Here is a 22,705-nt window from a genome sequence, read left to right as displayed (position 1 = left end):
TCCCGGCGGAGGGCGGCAGGGAGGAGAAGAAGGTGCCTGAGCACGAGAACGCCGCTACGGTCGCGCGGGACGACGTCCCGCGGGTGCCGCCGCTGCCCGACCTCACCGGTCTCGGCCTGCGGGCCTTGCGCGAGGCGGGGGACCGCGCTCTCGCGGCCGCCGTGGAGCGCGCGCTCTCCCGCCCGGCGGAGCTGGCCGAGACCTGGTACTCCGGCGGCAGCGAGGCGGGCGCGACGGGCGCCGCGCGCTGACCCCGCCGCGACATGCCGGTTCCGGACAACAAGCGCCGGGGCGGCGGAATGAGGTGGCCCGCATGACCGTCGAACGCCTGCCCCCCGGGGCCCTGGCCCGCCTGGCCCGGACCCGGTCCGCCCCCGGCGACCACGCCGCCCTGCGCGACGGCGCGCACAGCCTGCGGCTGGTGCTCCTGAAGTCCCTGCTGACCCGGCTGGAACGGCGCCCCGGCGCCGTGCCCGGCCCCGTCCGCGAACGCTTCGAGGAGCACTGGCGGTTACTCGAGCGCACCGAGGCCCGCGACCGGCGCTCGGTGCGCGACACCCTGGACTACCCCTCCGTCGGCCACTGGCTGGCCCGCACCCTGACGTCCCCCGACGGCGACGCCCTGGCGGCCGGCCTCGGCCACTTCGGCGCCGTCGTCGCGGCCGCCGCCCTGCGCGCGGGCGGCTCCTTCACCCTCGAGACGCCCACCCCCGGCGGCGTCCTCGTCCTCCCCGGCGCCGGCCTCGCCGAGACCGGCACCGACGCCGTCCGGCTGACCGCCCACGGCCGCACCGCCCGCCTGACCGCCGCCGGCCGCCGCGCCGGGCCCGTGCTGCTGCGCGTCCCCGGCCGCGTCGGCGGCCTCGGCCCCGGCTGGCGCGGACTGAGCACCCTGCCCGGCAGCGACGCCCTCGTCGACGACCTCGACCCCTACCGTGCCCCGCCCGAGGGCGTCAGCCGCGCCGCCCTGCCCGCCGCCCCCCGCTCCGAGACCGGCCGCGAGCCCTGGACCCGGCACTGGCGGGCGGCGCTGGACCTGCTGCGCGCCACCGACGGGGCCCGCGCCGCGGAGGTGACGGCGCTGCTGCGCTGCCTGGTGCCGCTCGCCCGCTCCGGCCCGTACGGACGCGCCGTCACCCGCGTGAGCGCCACCTACCGGGTGGCACCCGGCGCCGTCCTCACCTCCGCCCCGGACACCGCCGAGGACCTGGCCGAGGTCCTCGTCCACGAGACGCAGCACGGCAAGCTCTCGGTGCTCCACGACCTCGTACCGCTGCACCGGGCCGGGCCGCACGCCGTGCACCGCGTGGCCTGGCGCGCCGACCCCCGGCCCTTCGCCGGGGTGCTGCAGGGCACGTACGCGCACCTGGCCCTGGCCGACTTCTGGGCCCGCGCGGCCGGCGGTCGCACCAGCACACAAGCCGTCCGGCGCGAGGCCCGGGCGCGCCGCGATTCCTACCTCCGGCAGGTCGCGCAGGCCCTGCCCATCCTGCTTGAATCGGGTGAACTGACGTCTGCAGGCCGGGAGTTCACCGAAGGCATGGAGCGGCACCTCGCGGACCTGGAGCGGTTCCGCGATCCGTCCGCGGCGATGGGCAGCGCGTCACCGTCTGGTGACGTACGGTAATCTCGTGTCCGTGCCGGCCCCTCGGCCGACGCAGGGCGAAGGAACAGAGGGAGACGTGCGGATGGCCACGCAAGGGCAGGGCAGCGAGCATTTCGTCGTCGTCTTCGCCGGGTACCACCGGCCCTGGGCCACCTGGATCGGCCACCGGCTGGAGAGCCACGGCCACCGGGTCACCCTGCAGCGCTGGGACCCCAGGCGGGAGGTCCCCCTGGAGAGCGCCCTCGGCGACCTGCTGCTGGCCTCCGGGCGGATACTGCTCGTCCTCAGCGACTGGTTCTTCCAGCTCGGGCCGCGCCGCGAGGGCGAGTGGAGCGAGGCCCTGCGCGGCATCGTCGCCGCCAACGCCCACCGCTTCGCCGCCGTCAACCTCACCAACCGCACGCTGCTGCCCGCCACCGCCGTCCTGGAGCCCGTGGACCTGTGGAGCGTGGGCGCGGCGGAGGCCGAGCGCCGCCTGCTCAGCCGCCTCGGCCTGCCGCCGGCCTCCGGCCGCCGCGCCCTGCCCGCCGCGCCCGGCTCCCGCTTCCCCAACGACCCCCCGGCCGTCTGGGGCGAAGTCCCCCGCCGCAACGTCCGCTTCACCGGCCGCGACGACCTCCTCAACAGCCTCCAGCAGCACCTGATGGACGCCGAACAGGGCACCGCCGTCGTCACGCTCCTGGGCATGTCCGGCATCGGCAAGACCCAGATGGCCGCCGAGTACGCCCACCGCTTCAGCTCCGACTACGACGTCGTCTGGTGGGTCAACTCCGACACCCGCGGCACCCTGCGCGAACGCCTCGGCGAGCTGGCCCCCGAGCTGGGCCTGGCCAGCGGCTCCGAACCCGGCGAGCGCATCCGGGCCGTGGGGGAGGCACTGCGCCGCGGCGACCCCTACGGCCGCTGGCTGATCGTCTTCGACGGCTGGGACGACATCGACGGCGCCGACGACCTGCTGCCCGAGGGCCCCGGCCACGTCCTGATCACCTCCCGCAACCGCAGCTGGAACGACAACCGCACCACCCTGGTGGAGGTGCCCGGCTTCGACCGCCACGAGAGCACCGGCTACCTGATGCGCCGCGCGCCCCGCATCACCGCCGACCAGGCCGACGAGGTCGCCGCCGAGCTCGGCGACATCCCCCTCGCCCTCGTCCAGGCCGCCGCCTGGCTGGGCGAGTCGGACATGGACGTCGCCGACTACCTCCGCATGGTGCGCGACGGCGAGCTGTCCGAACTCGCCGACCAGGGCGGCTTCGACGGCGTCCCCCGCTCCTCCCTCACCTCCTGGTCGATACTGATCAACCGGCTCCGCGAGTCCCAGCCCCACGCCGTGGAGCTGCTCTCCCTGTGCACCTCCTTCGCCCCCGGCCGCATCCCCATCGGCCTGGTCCGCCACCTCGCGGCCGCCGACCTGCCGGAGGGCCTCGGCTGGCTCGCCACCGACCTGGCCGGCTGGACCCGGGCCCTGGACACCCTGGTCAACTACTCGGTCTTCACCCGCGACACCCGCAGCGCCCTCGCGGGCGAGGAGCCGGGCCCCGAGCAGGAGTCCGTGCACATGCACCGGATCGTCCACGACATCGTCGGCCGCCTCACCTCACCCGAGGACCGCAAGCGGCACCGCGAGGTCGTCCGCCGCATGCTCGTCGCCGCCGACCCCGGCAACCCCCAGGACTCCCGCCTGTGGCCCCGCTACGCCGAGCTGCTGCCGCACCTGGAGCCCTCGGGCGCGCTCGGCAGCCGCGACGACCGCGTCCAGGAGACCATCCTCAACCTGCTGCGCTACTGCTTCCGCAGCGGCGAGTTCCGCACCGGCGTCGAGCTGGCCGACCAGGTGCGCGAGCACTGGTCGGAGCTCTTCCCCCCGGAGCACCCGCGCATGGTCGAGCTCACCACCCAGCAGGGCAACATCCTGCGCGCCTACGGAGGCTTCCGCGCCGCCTACGAACTCGACCGCGAGCTCCTGGACCGGCTGCGCGCCGCCCCCGCCACCGACCCCACCCACCTGATGACCGCCACCAGCTGCCTGGCGGCCGACCAGCGCTACCTCGGCCAGTTCTCCGAGGCCCTCCAGGCCCAGCGCGAGGTCCTGGAGACCGCCCTCGAACTCCTCGGCCCCGACGACTACCTGACCCTCCTAGCCCAGCACAACCTCGGCGCCGGCCTGCGCCTGCTGGGCCGCTACGCCGAGGCCTACGAGGTCGACCTGGAGACCCTGCGCAAACGCGAGTCCCTGCTGCGCGCCCGCCACGCCACCACCCTGGTCTCGGGCATCGCCTGCGCCCGCGACCTGCGCCTGATGGGCCGCTACCGCGACGCCCTGGCCCGCCAGGAGCTGGGCATGCGCCTCCACGTCCAGGTCCTCGGCCCCCAGCACCCCCAGACCCTGCGCGCCCGGCACAACCTCGTCCTGTGCGAGCGCCGCGCCGGCGCCCTGCAGGACGTCGGCGGCGTCATGGCCAGCCTCCTCGAACAGACCGAACAGGTCCACGGCCGCCGCCACTACGCCACCATCTGCCTCGTCGTCGACTACGGCAACTACGCCCGCGAACACGGCGACCTAGGCCAGGCCCGCGCCCTCATCGCCGAGGGCGAGAACGGCCTCCGCGAACTCCTCGGCCCCGCCCACCCCATCAGCACCGGCATGCTCTCCAACACCGGCCTCGTCCTGCAGGCCGCCGGCGAACGCGCCGAGGCCCTCACCATGTTCGAGGCCGCCCTCGCCGGCCTCACCGCCACCCTCGGCCCCGACCACCCCTGGGTCCTCGGCTGCGCCCTCAACGCCGCCGCCGGCCGCAACTTCACCGGCCGCCTCGACAGCGCCCAGGACCTCAGCCGCGACACCCTCCGCCGCGCCCGCCACGCCCTGGGCGAGGACCACCCCTTCACCCTCTCCTGCGAGGTCGCCCTCGCCATGGACCTACGCGGCCTCCGCGAACACGAAGAAGCCGGCAAGGTCGAAGAGGGCGCCCTCCAACGCCTCACCCGCACCCTGGGCGCCCAACACCCCCACACGCTGGCAGCACGCCAGCGGATGCGGCCTTACTGGGACTTCGAGCCGTATATGGGGTGAGCCTGCGCGGTCGTTCCCTTGAGGCCGGACACGAAGGCGGCCCACGCGGCGGCCCCGAAGACGAGCGCGGGGCCGTCCGGGTTCTTGCTGTCACGGACCGGGACGGCGGTGGGTATGTTGTCGGCGACCTCCAGGCAGTTGCCGCCGTCGGGGTTGCTGTAGGAAGACTTTCGCCACTCGGCGACCTCGACGCAGTCGCCCCCGTCGGAATTGCTGTAGGACGACTTGCGCCATCGAACGCTGCTCAGGTCTGCTCGCGGGGGCCGCATTTCGAGCTGTCCTCCATCACTTGCCTTGGCCAGCTCCCACAGCAGGCTCAGATAGACCGGCGCCGTCACGCTGTAAGGACCCCGGCACGGACAGTCATGCAGGGGAGGTGGTGAGGAACCAGTGAAAGGCGTAGTGACGTGACGTACCGGAACGGTGCCTACGTGATGGACACCCGCGAGGACAGAATCGCCCAGGCCATCGGGCGCACCGACACCATGGTGCAGGTCCGGACGCCGGGCGGTGGCCTGCAGTGGGAGGTGCCCGCGTCCGCGCTGCGGCTGGCGACTCGTGAGGAGCGGGAGGCGGCCGGGCTGCGGCCCTATCTCAGTGGGTGCGCCGAGTGCGTGGAGCTCGAGGCGGCCCGGCAGAAGGCGGGTCCCGGCGAGCGTCCTCGGGCCACCGCCGCCGCGCGTACGCGCTGGATCGTGGAGCACTCGGCGGCGGAGGCTCGCCGGTGAGGGCCGTCGGGCGCCTGGTGAACCACTGCGCGCACCGTAGGGGCTGGGTCGTCACCGCCGAGGGTGAGCAGCGCTGCGACGACTGCGGCACCCGCCGCTTCACCGGCTACGGGGCCCTGAGGCCCCCGGGGCTGCCGGAGCGCACGGTCCCCTCACCCAGGGACCGTGCCAGGGCCGACCGTGACGCCGCCCGGCTCATCTCGCGGACGGCTTACCGCCCCTGGCGCCGGGGCGCCGTCGCCTGAAACGCCACCGGGCCCCCGCCGCTCGCGCGGTGGGGGCCCAGTGGTGTCGTGCTACCGGGTCACATCAGGTCAGGCGTCGAAGACCTCGGCGACCAGGGCCTGCTGCTCCGCCTGGTGGCGCTTGGCGGAGCCGACGGCCGGGGAGGAGGAGTGCGGACGGGAGATCCGGCGCAGTCGCTCGCGGGCCGGGACGTCGGCGCCGACCGCCAGGTCCAGGTGGTCGATCAGGTTGAGCGCGATGAACGGCCACGCACCCTGGTTCGCCGGCTCCTCCTGCGCCCAGATGTACTTCTCGGCGTTGGGGAACTTGGCGATCTCGGCCTGGAGCTCTGCACCCGGCAGCGGGTAGAGGCGCTCGAGGCGGATGATCGCGGTGTCCGTGATGCCGCGCTTCTGCCGCTCGGCCTCCAGGTCGTAGTAGACCTTGCCGGCGCAGAACACGACCTTGCGGACGTCCTCCGCCTTGACCGTGTCGTCGCCGATCACCGGGCGGAAGCCGCCGGTGGTGAACTCCTCCACCTTCGACGCCGCGGCCTTCAGACGCAGCATCGACTTCGGGGTGAAGACGATGAGCGGCTTGTGGTGCGGGTTGTGGACCTGCCAGCGCAGCAGGTGGAAGTAGTTCGACGGCAGCGTCGGCATGGCGACCGTCATGTTGTTCTGCGCGCACAGCTGGAGGAAGCGCTCGACGCGGGCCGAGGAGTGGTCCGGGCCCTGGCCCTCGTAGCCGTGCGGCAGCAGCAGGGTGACGCCGGAGGTCTGGCCCCACTTCTGCTCGGAGGAGGAGATGAACTCGTCGACGATGCTCTGGGCGCCGTTGACGAAGTCACCGAACTGGGCCTCCCACATCACCAGCGCCTCGGGGCGGGCGAGCGAGTAGCCGTACTCGAAGCCCATCGCCGCGTACTCGCTGAGCAGCGAGTCGTAGACGTTGAAGCGGGCCTGGTCCTCGGAGAGGTAGAGCAGCGGGGTGAAGTCCTCGCCGGTCTCGCGGTCGACGAGCACCGCGTGGCGCTGGCCGAAGGTGCCGCGGCGGGAGTCCTGGCCGGCGAGCCGGACCGGGGTGCCCTCCATCAGCAGCGAGCCGAAGGCGAGGGTCTCGCCCGTGCCCCAGTCGATCGTGCCGTCCTCGATGCTGGAGGCGCGGCGCTGCAGCTGCGGCAGCAGACGCGGGTGGACGGTGACGCCCTCCGGCAGGGTGACCTGGGACTCGGCGATCCGCTTGACGACCTCCTGGGAGACCGCGGTGTCCACCGCGACCGGGAAGCCGTCCAGCGGGGCCGGGGCCGGGGCCTCGGCCGGGGCCGTGTCGGCCTCGCGGACCTCGATGAAGACCTTCTCGAGCTGGCCCTGGTAGTCCTGCAGCGCCTGCTCGGCCTCTTCGAGGGTGATGTCGCCGCGACCGATGAGGGACTCGGTGTACAGCTTGCGCACCGAGCGCTTCTTGTCGATCAGGTCGTACATCAGCGGCTGGGTGAAGCCCGGGTTGTCGGACTCGTTGTGGCCGCGGCGGCGGTAGCAGATCAGGTCGATGACGACGTCCTTGTTGAACGCCTGGCGGAACTCGAAGGCCAGCCGCGCGACGCGGACCACGGCCTCCGGGTCGTCACCGTTCACGTGGAAGATCGGCGCCTCGATCATCCGGGCGACGTCGGTGCAGTACATCGACGAGCGCGAGGACTCCGGCGGCGCGGTGAAGCCGACCTGGTTGTTGATGACGATGTGCACGGTGCCGCCGGTGCGGTAGCCGCGCAGCTGCGACATGTTCAGGGTCTCGGCCACGACGCCCTGGCCCGCGAAGGCCGCGTCGCCGTGCAGCTGGATCGGCAGGACGGTGAAGTCCGTGCCGGCCTTGCCGATGATGTCCTGCTTGGCGCGGGCGATGCCCTCGACGACCGGGTCGACCGTCTCCAGGTGGGAGGGGTTGGCGGCCAGCGAGACGTTGATCTGCTCGCCGTCCAGGCCGGTGAAGACGCCCTCGGCACCCAGGTGGTACTTCACGTCGCCGGAGCCGTGCATCGACTTCGGGTCGAGGTTGCCCTCGAACTCGCGGAAGATCTGCGCGTAGGACTTGCCGACGATGTTGGCGAGGACGTTGAGGCGGCCGCGGTGGGCCATGCCGATGACGGCCTCGTCCAGGCGGGCCTCGGCGGCCGCGTCCAGCACGGCGTCCAGCAGCGGGATGACGGACTCGCCGCCCTCCAGCGAGAAGCGCTTCTGGCCGACGTACTTCGTCTGCAGGAACGTCTCGAACGCCTCGGCGGCGTTCAGGCGGCGCAGGATGCGCAGCTGCTCCTCGCGCTCCGGCTTGGAGTGCGGGCGCTCGACGCGGTCCTGGATCCACTTGCGCTGCTTGGGGTCCTGGATGTGCATGAACTCGATGCCGGTGGTGCGGCAGTACGAGTCGCGCAGCACGCCCAGGATGTCGCGCAGCTTCATCATCGACTTGCCGGCGAAGCCGCCGACCGCGAACTCGCGCTCGAGGTCCCACAGGGTGAGGCCGTGCTCGGTGATGTCGAGGTCGGGGTGCTTGCGCTGCTTGTACTCCAGCGGGTCGGTGTCGGCCATGACGTGGCCGCGGACCCGGTAGGAGTGGATCAGCTCGAAGACGCGGGCGGCCTTGGTGACGTCGTCGTCGTGCGAGGCGTCGATGTCCTTGAGCCAGCGGACCGGCTCGTAGGGGATGCGCAGCGCCTCGAAGATCTCGTCGTAGAAGCCGTTCTCGCCCAGCAGCAGCTGGTTCATGACCCGCAGGAACTCGCCGGAGGCGGCGCCCTGGATCACGCGGTGGTCGTACGTCGAGGTCAGGGTCATGACCTTGGAGATGCCCAGCTTGTTCAGGGCGTCCTGCGAGGTGCCCTGGAACTCGGCCGGGTAGTCCATGGCGCCCACGCCGATGATCAGGCCCTGGCCGGGCATCAGGCGCGGCACGGAGTGCACGGTGCCGATGCCGCCGGGGTTGGTCAGCGACGCGGTGACTCCGGAGAAGTCGTCCATCGTCAGCTTGCCGACCCGGGCGCGGCGGACGATGTCCTCGTACGCCTGCCAGAACTCGAAGAAGTTGAGCGTCTCGGCCTTCTTGATGGCCGCGACCACGAGCTGGCGGTCGCCGTTGGGCTTGACCAGGTCGATCGCCAGACCGAGGTTGACGTGCTCGGGCTTGACGAGGGTGGGCTTGCCGTCCTTCTCCGTGAAGGAGTAGTTCATCGACGGCATCAGCTTCAGCGCCTGCACCATGGCGAAGCCGATGAGGTGCGTGAAGGAGACCTTGCCACCGCGGGCGCGCTGCAGGTGGTTGTTGATGACGATGCGGTTGTCGAACAGCAGCTTCACCGGGACCGCGCGGACGGACGTGGCCGTCGGCAGCTCCAGGGAGAGGTTCATGTTCTTGGCGACCGCGGCGGACGGACCGCGCAGGGTGACGAACTCCGGGCCGGCACCCGGCTCGGCGGCCGGCTTCGCGGCGGCGGCCGGCTTGGCGGCAGCGGGCTTCGCCACGGGGGCGGGCTTCGCGGGCGCGGCGGCCGGGGCCGGAGCGGCCGGGGCCACAGCGGCCGGGGCCGAGGGGGCCTGGGCAGCGGGGGCCGGCTGGGCCGGGGCGGCAGGGGTCTGCGCCGGCGCGGCCGCGGCCGGCGTCAGCGGGGCCCCGGCCTCGGTCGGCGGCGCAGCCGCCGCCTGGCCCGGCTTGTAGTCGGCGAAGAAGTCCCACCAGGCTCGGTCGACCGAGTTCGGGTCCTGGAGGTACTGCTGGTAGATCTCGTCGACGAGCCACTCATTGGGACCGAACACGTCGGCAGGACTCTTGGCCTGCCCCGTTTGGTCGGTCGAGACGCTCGAGGTGTTGGGGGACTGTGGCGACACGGCGGCAACCGCCCTCTTCCGCTTCCTAAGGTGGTGGACAGCGGGAATAAAGGCTACGCCTGTCGGGACCTTAGATGCAGGCCACCCGGGCCAGTCGTCGCCTAAGTCACACTCGGACCCGGGTTTCAGGGCATGACATGGCGGGAAAACCCGGTGGTTCCGCTCGTCCCGGGGCTTCCTGGGTTCGCCGGAGCCTGCCCCACGCCCGGTGCGGACGTGTGCTCCCACCACCGACCCTACGTCAAGACTGTTCCCGAGGTCCGCCCGGAAGAGTGACCCTGATGCGGCAGCCGCGCGGTGACTCGGCCACTCCTATGTGCCCGCCGTGCAGATCGACGGCCCAGCGCGCGATCGCCAGGCCCAGGCCCGTACCGCCGTCGACGCCCGGCCCCTGCGTGGCGGAGGAGCCCCGGTTGAAGCGCTCGAAGACCCGGTGCCGCTCGGACTCGGGGATCCCGGGGCCCTCGTCCAGCACCTCCAGGGCCAGCGACTCCGCGCCCTCCCCGCGCCGGGCGCGCACGGTGACGCGGCCGTGCGGGGGACTGTGCTTGACGGCGTTGTCCACCAGATTGGCCACCACCTGGTGCAGCCGTTCGGCGTCGGCGTGCGCCGTCAGCTCCGGCGGCGAGACGTCCAGGTGCAGGTGCACGTCCTTGCGGGCGCGGGGCGAGGAGCCGCTGCCGCAGGCCATGCTGGCCTCCTTCAGCACCCCCGCCAGGTACGGCCACACCTCGAAGCGCCGGGCGCGCAGCGGCACCACGCCGTTGTCCAGCCGGGACAGGTCCAGCAGCTGTTCCACCAGCCGGCCCAGCCGCTCGGTCTGCTTCAGCGCCGTGCGCATCGTCTCGGGGTCGGCGGCCGAGACGCCGTCCACCACGTTCTCCAGGACGGCCCGCAGGCCCGCGATGGGCGTGCGCAGCTCGTGCGAGACGTTGGCGACCAGCTCCTTGCGGTGGGTGTCCACCGCCTCCAGGTCGGCCGCCATGCGGTTGAAGGCGGCGGCCAGGTCCCCGAACTCGTCCCGCCGGCCCACGCCCGCCCGGCGGGTGTAGTCGCCCTGCGCCATGGCCCGGGTGACCTCGGTCATCTCGTCCAGCGGCGCGGTCAGGCCGTGCGCCACGAACTGGGTGATCAGCAGCGAGGCGATGATCGAGAAGATGGTGATCACGCGGAGCTCGGTCTTCGAGTGGATCGCGACGAACACCAGGAACGTCGTGATCACCACCGAGCCGATGACCAGCGCGCCCAGCGCCGCCTTCACCGACCGGTACGGGTCCAGGGGGCGCAGCGCCTCCCAGACCCGGCTCCACGCCCTCGCCGCCGGCCCGCCCACGCGCGTCATGCGGCCGGGGTCTCCAGCGCGTAGCCCACCCCGTGGACCGTACGGATCCGCTCCGCCCCGATCTTCCGGCGCAGCGCCTTGATGTGGCTGTCCACCGTCCGGGTGCCGGAGGCGTCGGCCCAGTCCCACACCTCCGCCAGCAGCTGCTCGCGGGAGAGCACCGCGCGAGGCGTGTTGGCCAGGCACACCAGCAGGTCGAACTCGGTCGGCGTCAGATGGACGTCCGCGCCGCGCACCCGCACCCTGCGCTGGGCGTGGTCGATCTCCAGCTCGCCCAGCCGCAGGATGCCGCTGCGCGGCGTGTGCGCGGCCAGCGTCGCGCGCTCCACGCGGCGCAGCAGCACGTGCACTCTGGCCGCCAGCTCGCGCATCGAGAACGGCTTGGTCATGTAGTCGTCGGCGCCCACGCCGAGGCCGACGAGCATGTCGGTCTCGTCGTCGCGCGCGGTGAGCATGAGGACGGGCACGGGCCGCTGGGCCTGCACTCTGCGGCACACCTCCAGCCCGTCGAAGCCCGGCAGCATGACGTCCAGGACCAGCAGGTCCGGCTGCCACGCCTCGGCGGTGTCCACCGCCGCGGGCCCGTCGCCCGCCGTACGTACTTGAAATCCCTCGGCCCGCAGCCGGGCCGCGATGGCGTCGGTGATCGTCCTGTCGTCCTCGACGATCAGTACCCGGCGCTGTGCCCCGGCAGAGGCTGCGGCGCCGCTCGGGCCGATGTGTGTCTGCTCCATGCGCCCCGCCCCTAGCGTCTTCCCGTAGCGTTTTCGCTGGCAGTCCTGCAGTTGTGGAAGGCAGGTTACGGGCACCCGGCGCAGCTCGGCTACGCGGCGCCGATGCCGAGGTGGACCACGTCGGGGACGCCTCGGGCAACGGCGATCTCTCTAGTAATTACCCCGGCGAATCCGGCATTCCGGAGGGCTTGTTCGAATGCCGGGGAGGGTTGTGCGGACCATACGGCGAGCACGCCGCCGGGGGTCAGGCGGGCCCGGCAGGCGGCGAGTCCGGCGGGTGAGTAGAGGCTGCCGTTGTCCTCGGTGACGGTCCAGTCGGGGCCGTTGTCGATGTCGAGGCAGAGGGCGTCGTAGCGGGCTTCCGCGGCGCGATCGGTGCCGTCGGCGCCGTCGGCGGGATCAGCACCGTCGGCGCCGCGCAGGTGGGCGAGGAGGTCGTCGTGGACGATCCGGGTGCGCGGGTCGGCCAGCGCCTCGCCGGAGACGGCGGCCAGCGGGCCGGAGCGGTGCCAGTCGATGACCGCCGCCTCGCGTTCGACGACCGTGATCCGCCCCCAGCGCGGCTCGGCGGCCGCCCTGGCCAGGGAGAAGCCGACGCCGAGGCCGCCGATCAGCACGGACGGGGACGGCCGGCCGGCGGGCAGCGCGGCGAGGGCCGCGTCGACCAGGAGGCGCTCGGAGCGGCCGTCGGCGGTGTCCATCAGGAAGCAGCCGTTGGCGATGATCTCGTAGTGCGGCCCTCTGCGCCGCAGCACGACCTCGCCGTGGGGGCCCTCGCGCCGCTCGATCGTGACGGGCGTCTCGTCGGCGAACTGCCGGGGATCCGGGACGGTCATTCGCGTGCCTCCTGGGGGTCGACGGGCTCCGCCGACGCAACCGCGCGTCAAGAGGTTGACAAGGGTGACCGGAGTCACGGCCGGAGTTGATTCGGCGGACGCCTGTGCACCTTAATGTTCTTGTGAGGGCGGGCGGACGATTTTTCCCGCGGCCCGGAGCGGTGCGCGGAAAGGGGCCTGAACCGAGTGACTGCGGTTGACGCCGGCGCGAACTCCGGCGCGGCGCCCTCGCGCCGCCGCCGCGCGCTGGGACGCCTCGGCCGCCTGTTGCCCACGCCCACGGGCACGCCGTTCACCTTCTTCTATGGCCTGATCCTGCTGGCCACCGCCGTCTACTCCGACGTCGGCGACGAGGCCACCGTCAATCAGCTGCTGCGCGACTCCAGCACGGACGCCGCGCACCTGGCCGATCAGCCGCTGGTCGTCCTCCTGGCCAGCGCCCTGTGGGTGGCCGGCGGCGTCCGGTCCGCGTACGGACCCGCCTTCGCCCTCGTCGCGACGGCGCTCGAGCGCCGCGTCGGCACCGCCCGTACGGCCGGGGTCTTCCTCGTCGGCCATGTACTGGCCACGCTGGCCACCGAGCTCCCCGTGGCGGGCGCGGTCGCGGCCGGCCGGCTGCCCGAGGCCTCGCTGCACCGCCTCGACTACGGCATCAGCTTCGGGCTGATGTCGTGCGTCGGAGCCCTCGCGGGCCTGCTGCCGGGCCGCTGGAAGTGGACGCTGCTGGGCGTGGCCGGGGCGATGTGCGCCCAGGACCTGATCGAGCTCGCCGACCCGCTCGCCAGCTGGGGCCACCCCATCGCGCTGCTGACGGGGATCGCCTGCCACGCGCTGATCCGCGACGAGGCCCGCTCGCGCGGTGCGCTCGTGGGCGGGGACCGTCCCACCGATGCGGTGCCGGGCCGGTCGCTGCCGGTGACGGTGCCGGTGCCGCGGCAGCGCGCGGCGGAGCCGGAGCGCGAGGACGCGCTGCGGCGCGGCTGAATCTCTCCTCCTCGTCCTTCGGTGTCGTCCTCCGGCGCCCTCGTCCTTCCGCGCTCTCCGCCGATCTCCGTTGATCGCTCACAGCGAACAAAGACCCGGGAACAAGCGCAGCGCCGCAGACATTGAGTCGACATAGCTCAACTTGCCTGCCGAAGGGGAGATCATGGCTTCGACGTCCACACCGCTCACCCTGCCCGTGCTGCCGCTCGACGACGAGGTGGTGCTGCCCGGGATGGTCGTCCCGCTGGACCTCTCGGACCCCGAGGCCCGGGCGTCCGTCGAGGCGGCCCAGGCGGCGGCCGCCACCTCGGGCAACAAGCCCCAGGTCCTTCTTGTGCCGCGCGTCGACGGCACGTACGCCGGCGTCGGCACGCTCGGCAGCGTCGAGCAGGTGGGGCGCCTGTCCGACGGCGACCCCGGCGCCCTGATCCGCGGCGTCCGCCGCGTCCGGATCGGCGCCGGCACCACCGGCCCGGGCGCCGCGCTGTGGGTCGAGGGCACCGCGATGGAGGAGATCACCCCGGACCCCCTCCCCGGCGCGGTCACCGAGCTGATGAAGGAGTACAAGGCCCTCGCCACCAGCTGGCTGCGCAAGCGCGGCGCCTGGCAGGTCGTGGACCGCGTTCAGCAGATCGACGACGTCGGCCAGCTCGCCGACAACTCCGGCTACTCCCCCTTCCTCACCGTCGCCCAGCGCGTCGAGCTGCTGGAGACCACCGACCCGGTGGCCCGGCTCCGGCTCGCCGTGAAGTGGCTCGGCGACCACCTCGCCGAGCAGGACGTCGCCGAGTCCATCGCCAAGGACGTACAGGAAGGCGTCGACAAGCAGCAGCGCGAGTTCCTCCTGCGCCGCCAGCTGGAGGCCGTCCGCAAGGAGCTCGCCGACCTCAACGGCGACCCGGAGAACGAGTCCGAGGACTACCGCGCCCGCGTCGAGGCCGCCGACCTGCCCGAAAACGTCCGCGAGGCGGCGCTGAAGGAGGTCGGCAAGCTCGAGCGCGCCTCCGACCAGAGCCCCGAGAGCGGCTGGATCCGCACCTGGCTCGACACGGTCCTGGAGATGCCGTGGAACGAGCGCACCGAGGACGCCTACGACATCACCGGCGCCAAGGCCGTGCTCGACCGTGAGCACGCGGGCCTGGAGGACGTCAAGGAACGGATCACCGAATACCTGGCGGTGCGCAAGCGGCGCGCCGACCGGGGGCTGGGCGTGGTCGGCGGGCGGCGCGGGGGCGCGGTGCTCGCGCTCGTCGGCCCGCCCGGCGTCGGCAAGACCTCGCTGGGCGAGAGCGTCGCCCACGCCATGGGCCGGAAGTTCGTCCGCGTCGCGCTCGGCGGCGTCCGCGACGAGGCGGAGATCCGCGGCCACCGGCGTACGTACGTCGGCGCGCTGCCCGGCCGCATCGTCCGGGCGGTCAAGGAGGCGGGCTCGATGAACCCGGTCGTCCTGCTCGACGAGATCGACAAGGTCGGCTCCGACTTCCGGGGCGACCCGGCCGCCGCCCTGCTCGAGGTCCTCGACCCGGCCCAGAACCACACCTTCCGGGACCACTACCTGGAGGTCGAGCTCGACCTGTCCGACGTGGTCTTCCTCGCCACCGCCAACGTCCTCGAGGCCATCCCCGAGGCGCTCCTCGACCGCATGGAACTGGTCCGCCTCGACGGCTACACCGAGGACGAGAAGGTCGTCATCGCCCGCGACCACCTGCTGCCGCGACAGCTGGAGCGGGCCGGCATGGAACCGGGCGAGGTCGTCCTGGAGGACGAGGCCCTGCGCAAGCTCGCCGGCGAGTACACCCGCGAGGCCGGCGTACGGAACCTGGAGCGCGCGGTGGCCCGGCTGCTGCGCAAGGTCGCGGCGAAGCACGAGCTGGGCGAGCAGGAGCTGCCCTTCACCATCGGCGCGGAACAACTGCGCCCGCTGATCGGGCGGCCGCACCACACCCCGGAGTCCGCCCAGGACCCGGCCGAGCGCCGCACGTCCGTGCCCGGCGTGGCCACGGGCCTGGCGGTGACGGGCGCGGGCGGCGACGTCCTCTTCGTCGAGGCCTCGCTGGCCGACCCGGAGACCGGCGGGGCGGGCCTGACCCTGACCGGCCAGCTGGGCGACGTGATGAAGGAGTCGGCGCAGATCGCCCTCTCCTTCCTCCGCTCCCACGGCGCCGAGCTGGAGCTGCCGGTCGGCGACTTCAAGGAGCGCGGCGTCCACCTGCACGTACCGGCGGGCGCGGTGCCCAAGGACGGCCCGAGCGCGGGCATCACCATGACGACCGCCCTGGCCTCACTGCTCTCCGGCCGCCAGGTCCGCCCGGACGTGGCGATGACGGGCGAGGTCTCCCTGACCGGCCGCGTCCTGCCCATCGGCGGCGTCAAGCAGAAGCTGCTGGCCGCCCACCAGGCGGGCATCACCACCGTGATCATCCCCAAGCGCAACGAGCCCGACCTGGACGACGTCCCGTCGGAGGTGCTGGAGAAGCTTGAGGTGCACCCGGTCTCGGACGTACGGCAGGTCCTCGAGCTGGCGCTGACGGCGGCGACGGCGGAGGTCGCGGTGGCGGCGTGACGGCCTGACGGCCGGGGGTTCGCGCCTGTGGCCCGGTGTCCCTTGGGCGGGAGCCGGGCCACAGGCGTGCCCCGACCGTTGTGCGCATCGTTGAGGGGCGGGGAGGGGTGCGCGATGGCCGATGACGGCTACCTGGACGTGGACGAGATGTTCGAGCTTCTCTGCAGGATCACACCTGAGGGCTATAAATCCGAGATCGTCGACGGCGCCATCCACATGGTGCGGCAGCGGGACGAGCACTGGGACATCATCGCGAACGTGCTCGAGCAGTTGAGGGAACGGTTCGGGCGCAGCACCAGGATTTCGCACGACGTCCGCCTCGACCTCCCGGGTTTCGCCAACGCCTTCTCCCCCGACCTGTACAAGCTGACGGCCGACGCCGAGCCCGACGCGCAGGGGAACTGGCGCTACCAGGACGTCGAGTTCGTCCTCGAGGTGATCTCACGGGGGACCGCCGACAACGACTACGGCAAGAAGAAGGACGCGTACGCCGCCGGCGGCATCCCCGTGTACCTGATCGCGGACCCGTACACCGCTCTGTGCCACCTGCACACCCTGCCGAAGAACGGCGAGTACCGATACCGTCGCACCCTCGACTTCGGCGACCCGATCGACCTCACCAACACAGTCGTCGGCCTGACGATCACCACGGACGAATTCCCCCGGGACTGAGCTCCGGCGACCACCCCGGCCGGAAGCCGCCCTTGCAGTTCCCTCTCGCCCATTGAACCGCCCCCGCCGCACCGGTTGCATGTTCCCCTGTCATGGTTCGTTCCGGCGTCGGCCGGTTCGTACGGAGGGGGCAACTTGCGCGGAAACAGGGCACGTTCGAGAAGACAGGCAGGGGCGGCAGCGCTGATCGGCGCTGCCGCCCTTGTCGTGACCGGTCTGCCCGGGCAGGCGCTCGCGGCGTCGCCGGCGGCCGATCCCGCCGAGGTGATCCCGGGGACGGGCACGGCCACGCCGTCGCTGGTGGACGGCATCCGGGAGGGGGTGAAGGCCGGCGGCAGTGCGGCCGACGCGGCCCGTGGCCACCTGGCCGACAAGCAGAGCCGGTACCGCATCGCCGATCCGGGGCGGGACCTCAAGCCCGTGCAGACGGTGACGGCCGGGGCGTCGGAGACGGTGCGGCTGCAGCAGAAGCACCGGGGCATCGACGTCCTGGGCGGGCAGTACGTGGTGCGGATGGAGAAGAAGGACGGCAAGCGCGTCGTCACCGGCACCTCCGGAAAGTACTTCACCGCTCTGAAGGCGGACACCACGGCCGAGGTGAGCGAGGAGATTGCCGTCGAGCGGGCGGTCGACGCGACGCTCGCGCAGCTGGGGCGCGACGACGGCTTCGGCGGGGGCGAGGGTGACGAGGGCGCGCCGTCGCTGACCGGCACCGCGCGTGGCCTCGTCATCGTGCCCAAGGGGGCCGGCGTGCTGGCCCATCACGTCACCGTGCGCGGCAAGGACCGGGCCGGCGGGCAGCCGGTGCTGCGCGAGGTGTACGTCGACGCCAAGGCCGGCTATCCGGTGCTGCAGTACAGCGGCATCAAGACATTCGGCACCCCGGCCGCCGCGGGCGGCGGGGCGGCGCCGGCCCTCCGCGCCAAGGGCGTCGCCGCCGACGAGCCGGGGGTCAGGGGCTCGGGCGTCACGTACGACGGCACCACGGTCGAGCTGCAGCTCGCGCAGGACGAGGCGAGCAAGGACTACCTCATGCGGGACCACTCCCGCATGCGGGCCAGCAGCAAAAACGTTCTCTCGACCTGGGACGCGCGCGGCAAGGACGTCAGCGAGACGTCCGGCACCTGGCCCGAGGGCATCAAGGAGTTCGCCTCGAAGAGCCCGCAGTTCTCGCCGGAGTTCACCGAGGCGGGCGCGGTCGACGCGCACTGGGCCGCGGGCAAGGTGTACGACTACTACAAGCAGGCGCACGGCCGCGACAGCCTCGACGGCCGGGGCATGACGGTCAACTCCCTGGTCGGCGTGACCTACTTCGGCATGCCGTACGTCAACGCCTTCTGGGACGGGACCAAGATGGTCTACGGCTCGGGCGACAAGGAGTACCGCACCCTCTCGGCCGGCCTGGACGTGGTCGGTCACGAGATGACGCACGGGGTCGTGGAGAACACCGCGAACCTCGTCTACGCGGGCCAGTCCGGCGCGCTGAACGAGGCGATCGCCGACTACTTCGGCAACGCCATCAAGACGGACGCGTACGGCACCCCCATGGACAGCCCCGACTCCGGGCTCCTCGGCGAGCGGCTGTGCCGCACCAAGACCCCGCGCGAATGCGCCATCCGTGACCTCAACGACGGCCGGACGACCTCCAAGGGCTTCCTCGGCGTGAGCTTCGCCAACGACAACGGCGGCGTCCACCTCAACTCCACGATCTTCTCGGGCGCGCTGTGGGACATCCGCAAGGACGTCAACCGGTCGCTGGCCGACAGGATCGTCTACAAGGCGCTCACCGAGTACATGACGCCGCTCGACGGGTTCACCGAGGGCCGCAACGCGGTCATCGCCGCCGCCAAGGCCCTCAAGGTCCCGGCCAAGGACCGCAACGCCGTCACCCGTGCCTTCAACGCCCACGGCATCGTCCCCAACTGGGAGAAGGCCATGGGCGTGGACTCCGACCAGCTGCTGGGCCGGCTCAACACGGCCGGCTCGGCGCCCGGGGCCGGCGGCGGCTGGTGGGTGGCGTCCAGGTCGAACGACAGCGGCAGCGAGGCGTACTCCGTGTGGGCCGGCAAGATCGCAGGCGGCGGCGCCCAGAAGCTGATCAGCCCCAACGACGGTCGCTACCACCTCAACCCGGCCACCGACGGCAAGACCGTGGTGTGGGAGGCGTACGGACCGACGAACGTGGAGCTGCTGTCGCGGCCGCTGGCGGGCGGGCCGGTCAAGAAGCTGTGGGACAACCGGCGGGGCATGCGCGGGCTGAAGGTCGAGGGCCAGGTCGTGGTCTGGTCGGAGTCGCCGCGCGCGAGCGTCGGACTGCAGGTGATGTACCTGCGCCCCGGTGACAAGGAGCCGACGCCGGTGGGCCACCGCAGCACCCGGGACGCGACCTCGCTGCAGTCGATCAGCGGTGGGAGGATCGCGTACGCCCAGCGCACGTACCAGGCGCGCCCGACCAGGGGCTACACGTACTCCATCGAGGTCCTCGACATCGCCTCCGGGAAGACCACCGTGATCCAGGCGCCCGGCAAGCACGCGGTGGGGCAGACCGGCATCACCGGCAAGCACGTCTTCTGGCTGGTCGACGAGGTCGACGACCAGGGCCAGCGGGGGGTCAGGCGGGCGAACACCGACGGTACGGGCACGGTGGACGTCAGCAAGGAGCAGGGCGCCGACGCGCTCTTCGCCTCCACCCTGACCGTCTCGGAGGAGGCGGTGACGGTCACCTCGCGCACGCCGGACACGCAGTACCGCAACGAGACGCTGCCCAAGCTGTGGCAGTTCTCGGCGGACGGCACGCGCTCGGGCCGCGTCTCCTGCAACCGCGGCGAGCAGAGCGGCGCGGTGGCCGCCGGCGGCCGGCAGGTGGTGTGGATCGACGGCACCACCGGCTACACCGACCTGGTGACCCGCACCCGCCCGGCCGGCAACTGCGGCTGACGTAAGGGGAAACGGTTTGTGCCCGCGCGGCGGAACGCCGCCGCGCGGGCACGGCCGAAAGTTGCCCCTCGGCTCTGACACCCCATTGATCTCCTTGCGCCACACCGATTGCATGTCCCCCGACCACACAGATGTTCCGGCGTTCCGGCACGTACGGAGGGGGAATCCTTGCGTAAGCCCAGAGCACGTTCAGGAAGACCGGCTACGAAAAGCGGAATAGCAGGGGCGGCGGCGCTGTTGGGCGCTGCCGCCCTCGTCGTCTCGGCGGTGCCCGGCCAGGCCCTCGCGGCCCCGGCCGGCCAGGACCCCGCCGAGGTGATCCCGGGGACGGGCACCTCCACCCCGTCCCTGGTGGACGGCATCCGGGAGAAGGTGAAGGCCGGCGGCAGCGCCGCCGACGCCGCCCGCGGCCACCTGGCCGACAAGCAGAGCCGGTACCGCATCGCCGATCCGGCGCGCGACCTCAAGCCCGTCCAGACGCTCACGACCGGGGCGTCGGAGACGGTGCGGCTGCAGCAGAAGCACCGGGGCGTGGACGTCCTGGGCGGCCAGTACGTCGTACGGATGGAGAAGAAGGACGGCAAGCGCGTCGTCACCGGCACCTCCGGCAAGTACTTCACCGGGCTCAAGGCCGGGACGAAGGCCGAGATCGGTGAGGAGCTCGCCGTCCGGCGGGCCGTGGGCGCGACCCTCGCCCGGCTCGGCGGCAAGAAGACCGACAAGTCCGCCGTCGCCGCGGCGCGCGACGGCAAGGGCCTGGCGGCCGGCCGGACGCTGACCGGCACGGCACGCGGCCTGGTCGTCCTGCCCAAGGGCGCCGGCGTGCTGGCCCACCACGTCACCGTACGGGGCACCGACCCGGCCTCGGGCGAGCCGGTGCTGCGCGAGGTGTACATCGACGCCAAGGCCGGCTATCCGGTGCTGCAGTACAGCGCCATCAAGACCTTCGGCGCTGCGAAGACGGCCCCCGCGGAGGGCGAGGCCGGGGGCAAGGCCGGTGCGGGCAAGGCCCCCGAGGAGGCCGGGCGCCACCCGGGCGTCGCGGGCTCCGGCGTCAAGCTCGACGGCACGACCGTCGAGCTGGGCCTGTACTTCGACACCGAGCGCGGCGAGTTCATCATGCGCGACCACGCGCGCATGTGGGACTCCAGCAAGAACCTGATCGCCACCTGGGACGCGCGCGAGAAGGACGCCAACGAGGCCTCCGGCCGCTGGCCGGAGGGCATCAAGGAGTTCGGGTCGAAGAGCCCGCAGTTCCCCAAGGAGGCCACCGACGCGGGCGCGGTCGACGCGCACTGGGCCGCGGGCAAGGTCTACGACTACTACAAGAAGGTCCACGGCCGCGACAGCCTCGACGGCCGGGGCGGGACGATCAACTCCCTCGTCGGCGTGACCTTCTTCGGCATGCCGTACGTCAACGCCTTCTGGGACGGCACCAAGATGGTGTACGGCTCGGGCGACAAGGAGTACAAGACGCTCTCGGCCGACCTGGACGTGGTCGGTCACGAGATGACGCACGGCGTGGTGGAGAACACCGCGGGCCTGGTCTACGCCGGTCAGTCCGGCGCGCTGAACGAGGCGGTCGCCGACTACTTCGGCAACGCCATCGCCGTGGACGCGGCCGGCATGGCCATGGACCACCCCGACGCGGGCCTGCTCGGCGGCGACCTGTGCCGCACCAAGTCCCCGCGCCAGTGCGCGCTGCGCGACCTCAACGACGGCGCGACGACGTCCAAGAACTTCCTGGGCGTCGGCTTCGCCAACGACAACGGCGGCGTGCACCTCAACTCCACGATCTTCTCGGGCGCCCTGTGGGACATCCGCGAGGACCTGGGCCGCACCCTCGCCGACAAGATCGCCTACAAGGCGCTCAGCGAGTACATGACGCCGCTCGACGGCTTCACCGAGGGCCGCAACGCGGTCATCGCCGCCGCCAAGGCCCTCAAGGTGTCGGCCAAGGACATGAACGTCGTCAAGCGGTCGTTCAACGCCCACGGCATCGTCCCGAACTGGGAGGAGGCCCTCGGCGTCGACACCGACCGCCTCTTCGGCAGGCTCAACACCGCCGACACCTCCGTCGGTGCGGGCGGCGGCTGGTGGGCCGCGTCCAAGTCCAACGACGACGGCACCGAGGCCTACTCGGTCTGGGCCGGCCGTACGGACGGCAAGGGATCCCCGAAGCTGCTGAGCCCCAACGACGGCCGCTTCCACGTGAACCCGGCGACCGACGGCAAGAGCGTGGTGTGGGAGGCGTACGGGCCGGCGGGCGTGGAGGTCCTGTCCCGGCCGCTCGCGGGCGGTCCCGTCAAGAAGCTGTACGCCACCACCGACCTCGTGCGCGGCGTGCGGGTCGAGGGCGCCGTGGTGACCTTCGAGACCATGGACTCCTTCGGCGCCCGGCACGCGGGGTACCTGCGCACGGGTGACAAGGAGCCCACCTGGGTGGACGGGCGCAAGGCCGAGCTGGGCTCGGCCGTGCCGTCCATCGGCGGCGGGCGCATCGCGTACGCCAAGGTCTACCCCGAGGGCGACACGTACCGGATGGGCGTCGAGGTGCTGGACCTGGCGAGCGGCGCGCGCACGCTGATGCCGCAGCTGGGCACCCCGCAGAGCGTCGGCCAGACGGCCGTCACCGGCAAGCACGTCTACTGGCTGGCCGACGAGGTCGTCGACCAGGGCCAGACCGCGGTGCGGCGGGCGAACGTCGACGGCACGGGCACGGTGGACCTCAGCAAGGAGACGGGGGACGACGCGCTGTACGCGTCCGACCTGACCGCCTCCGAGGCCGCGGTGACCGTGACCGCCCAGCTGCCCGACGTCCGCTACCGCAACGAGTCGATGGCCAAGCTGTGGCAGTTCGGCGTGGACGGCGGGGCCCGGGCGCGGGTCTCCTGCAACCGCGGCGAGCAGGTCTCGGCCGCGGCGGCGGGCGGCAAGCAGGTGGTGTGGCTCGACGGCACCACCGGCTACACCGACCTGGTCACCCGCACCCGCCCGGCGGGCACCTGCGGCTGACCTGCGCCGGTAGCGGTCCGTACCGGTGAACGCGACAGGGCCCCCGGCGCCGATGGCGCCGGGGGCCCTGCTCGTGCGCGCCGTCCTGCCGGCGGCACCCGTGCGGGCG

Annotated in this window: 15 protein-coding genes; 10 read left to right on the top strand and 5 right to left on the bottom strand. The window is 72.4% G+C overall.

Features of this window, described 5'->3' with window-relative positions; genetic code table 11:
• Positions 1 to 32 precede the first annotated feature (32 nt).
• From IE295_RS10570 to fxsT, 3 genes are all read left to right on the top strand, one after another.
• On the top strand, positions 33 to 251 hold the full coding sequence (locus tag IE295_RS10570) for an FxSxx-COOH-like cyclophane-containing RiPP peptide (RefSeq protein ID WP_190063295.1): 219 nt from the start codon (positions 33 to 35) through the stop codon (positions 249 to 251).
• A 62-nt stretch (positions 252 to 313) separates the two neighbouring features.
• Entirely contained in the window at positions 314 to 1,627 is a 1,314-nt protein-coding gene (locus IE295_RS10565) for an aKG-HExxH-type peptide beta-hydroxylase (RefSeq protein WP_190063294.1), read from the top strand.
• A gap of 61 nt (positions 1,628 to 1,688) precedes the next feature.
• On the top strand, positions 1,689 to 4,679 hold the full coding sequence (fxsT, locus tag IE295_RS10560) for an FxSxx-COOH system tetratricopeptide repeat protein (protein WP_190063293.1): 2,991 nt from the start codon (positions 1,689 to 1,691) through the stop codon (positions 4,677 to 4,679).
• Here fxsT and IE295_RS10555 read toward each other — a convergent pair.
• A complete protein-coding gene (locus IE295_RS10555) occupies positions 4,649 to 4,948 on the bottom strand; it encodes a DUF397 domain-containing protein (RefSeq protein WP_190063473.1) in 300 nt (99 codons plus the stop codon). The two genes, fxsT and IE295_RS10555, sit on opposite strands and share 31 nt — an antisense overlap.
• 138 nt (positions 4,949 to 5,086) lie before the next feature.
• On the opposite strand from IE295_RS10555, the gene IE295_RS10550 reads away from it, so the two are divergent.
• Both IE295_RS10550 and IE295_RS10545 read left to right on the top strand, forming a co-directional pair.
• Positions 5,087 to 5,407, top strand: a complete 321-nt coding sequence (locus tag IE295_RS10550) for a hypothetical protein (protein WP_190063292.1) — start codon at positions 5,087 to 5,089, stop codon at positions 5,405 to 5,407.
• Positions 5,404 to 5,652, top strand: a complete 249-nt coding sequence (locus tag IE295_RS10545) for a DUF6255 family natural product biosynthesis protein (RefSeq protein WP_190063291.1) — start codon at positions 5,404 to 5,406, stop codon at positions 5,650 to 5,652. Before IE295_RS10550 ends, IE295_RS10545 begins: the two co-directional genes overlap by 4 nt.
• A gap of 69 nt (positions 5,653 to 5,721) precedes the next feature.
• On the opposite strand, the gene IE295_RS10540 is transcribed toward IE295_RS10545, so the two are convergent.
• The 4 genes from IE295_RS10540 to IE295_RS10525 form a co-directional block, all read right to left on the bottom strand.
• Positions 5,722 to 9,513: a multifunctional oxoglutarate decarboxylase/oxoglutarate dehydrogenase thiamine pyrophosphate-binding subunit/dihydrolipoyllysine-residue succinyltransferase subunit gene (locus IE295_RS10540; RefSeq protein ID WP_190063290.1), complete on the bottom strand. Its 3,792-nt coding sequence runs from the start codon at positions 9,511 to 9,513 to the stop codon at positions 5,722 to 5,724.
• Positions 9,514 to 9,754: 241 nt separating this feature from the next.
• On the bottom strand, positions 9,755 to 10,855 hold the full coding sequence (locus IE295_RS10535; RefSeq protein ID WP_190063289.1) for a HAMP domain-containing sensor histidine kinase: 1,101 nt from the start codon (positions 10,853 to 10,855) through the stop codon (positions 9,755 to 9,757).
• Positions 10,852 to 11,589: a response regulator transcription factor gene (locus IE295_RS10530; protein WP_086568410.1), complete on the bottom strand. Its 738-nt coding sequence runs from the start codon at positions 11,587 to 11,589 to the stop codon at positions 10,852 to 10,854. The genes IE295_RS10535 and IE295_RS10530 overlap by 4 nt, the downstream gene beginning before the upstream one ends.
• Before the next feature lie 89 nt (positions 11,590 to 11,678).
• Positions 11,679 to 12,425, bottom strand: a complete 747-nt coding sequence (locus IE295_RS10525; RefSeq protein ID WP_190063288.1) for a spermidine synthase family protein — start codon at positions 12,423 to 12,425, stop codon at positions 11,679 to 11,681.
• 186 nt (positions 12,426 to 12,611) lie between these two features.
• Here IE295_RS10525 and IE295_RS10520 point away from each other — a divergent pair, with 186 nt between their 5' ends.
• From IE295_RS10520 to IE295_RS10500, 5 genes are all read left to right on the top strand, one after another.
• On the top strand, positions 12,612 to 13,409 hold the full coding sequence (locus tag IE295_RS10520) for a rhomboid-like protein (protein WP_190063287.1): 798 nt from the start codon (positions 12,612 to 12,614) through the stop codon (positions 13,407 to 13,409).
• 163 nt (positions 13,410 to 13,572) lie between these two features.
• On the top strand, positions 13,573 to 15,972 hold the full coding sequence (gene lon, locus IE295_RS10515; protein ID WP_190063286.1) for an endopeptidase La: 2,400 nt from the start codon (positions 13,573 to 13,575) through the stop codon (positions 15,970 to 15,972).
• A gap of 114 nt (positions 15,973 to 16,086) precedes the next feature.
• Complete coding sequence (locus tag IE295_RS10510; protein ID WP_190063285.1) at positions 16,087 to 16,644, top strand: Uma2 family endonuclease; 558 nt, start codon at positions 16,087 to 16,089, stop codon at positions 16,642 to 16,644.
• A 207-nt stretch (positions 16,645 to 16,851) separates the two neighbouring features.
• Positions 16,852 to 19,581, top strand: a complete 2,730-nt coding sequence (locus tag IE295_RS10505) for a M4 family metallopeptidase (RefSeq protein WP_224323051.1) — start codon at positions 16,852 to 16,854, stop codon at positions 19,579 to 19,581.
• Positions 19,582 to 19,749: 168 nt separating this feature from the next.
• Positions 19,750 to 22,596, top strand: a complete 2,847-nt coding sequence (locus IE295_RS10500) for a M4 family metallopeptidase (RefSeq protein ID WP_190063284.1) — start codon at positions 19,750 to 19,752, stop codon at positions 22,594 to 22,596.
• Positions 22,597 to 22,705: the final 109 nt, after the last annotated feature.

Origin of the sequence: Streptomyces griseocarneus (assembly GCF_014655595.1) — a bacterium.
GTDB lineage: Bacteria > Actinomycetota > Actinomycetes > Streptomycetales > Streptomycetaceae > Streptomyces > Streptomyces griseocarneus.
This window is presented reverse-complemented; position numbering and strand designations above follow the sequence as displayed.

What these genes read in the sequence shown, in the direction of transcription:
- IE295_RS10565 (WP_190063294.1), top strand. Translation starts at nt 314, where the DNA reads ATGACCGTCGAACGCCTGCCCCCCGGGGCCCTGGCCCGCCTGGCCCGG.
- fxsT (WP_190063293.1), top strand. Translation starts at nt 1,689, where the DNA reads ATGGCCACGCAAGGGCAGGGCAGCGAGCATTTCGTCGTCGTCTTCGCC.
- IE295_RS10555 (WP_190063473.1), bottom strand. Translation starts at nt 4,948, where the DNA reads ATGCGGCCCCCGCGAGCAGACCTGAGCAGCGTTCGATGGCGCAAGTCG.
- IE295_RS10535 (WP_190063289.1), bottom strand. Translation starts at nt 10,855, where the DNA reads ATGACGCGCGTGGGCGGGCCGGCGGCGAGGGCGTGGAGCCGGGTCTGG.
- IE295_RS10530 (WP_086568410.1), bottom strand. Translation starts at nt 11,589, where the DNA reads ATGGAGCAGACACACATCGGCCCGAGCGGCGCCGCAGCCTCTGCCGGG.
- IE295_RS10525 (WP_190063288.1), bottom strand. Translation starts at nt 12,425, where the DNA reads ATGACCGTCCCGGATCCCCGGCAGTTCGCCGACGAGACGCCCGTCACG.
- lon (WP_190063286.1), top strand. Translation starts at nt 13,573, where the DNA reads ATGGCTTCGACGTCCACACCGCTCACCCTGCCCGTGCTGCCGCTCGAC.
- IE295_RS10510 (WP_190063285.1), top strand. Translation starts at nt 16,087, where the DNA reads ATGGCCGATGACGGCTACCTGGACGTGGACGAGATGTTCGAGCTTCTC.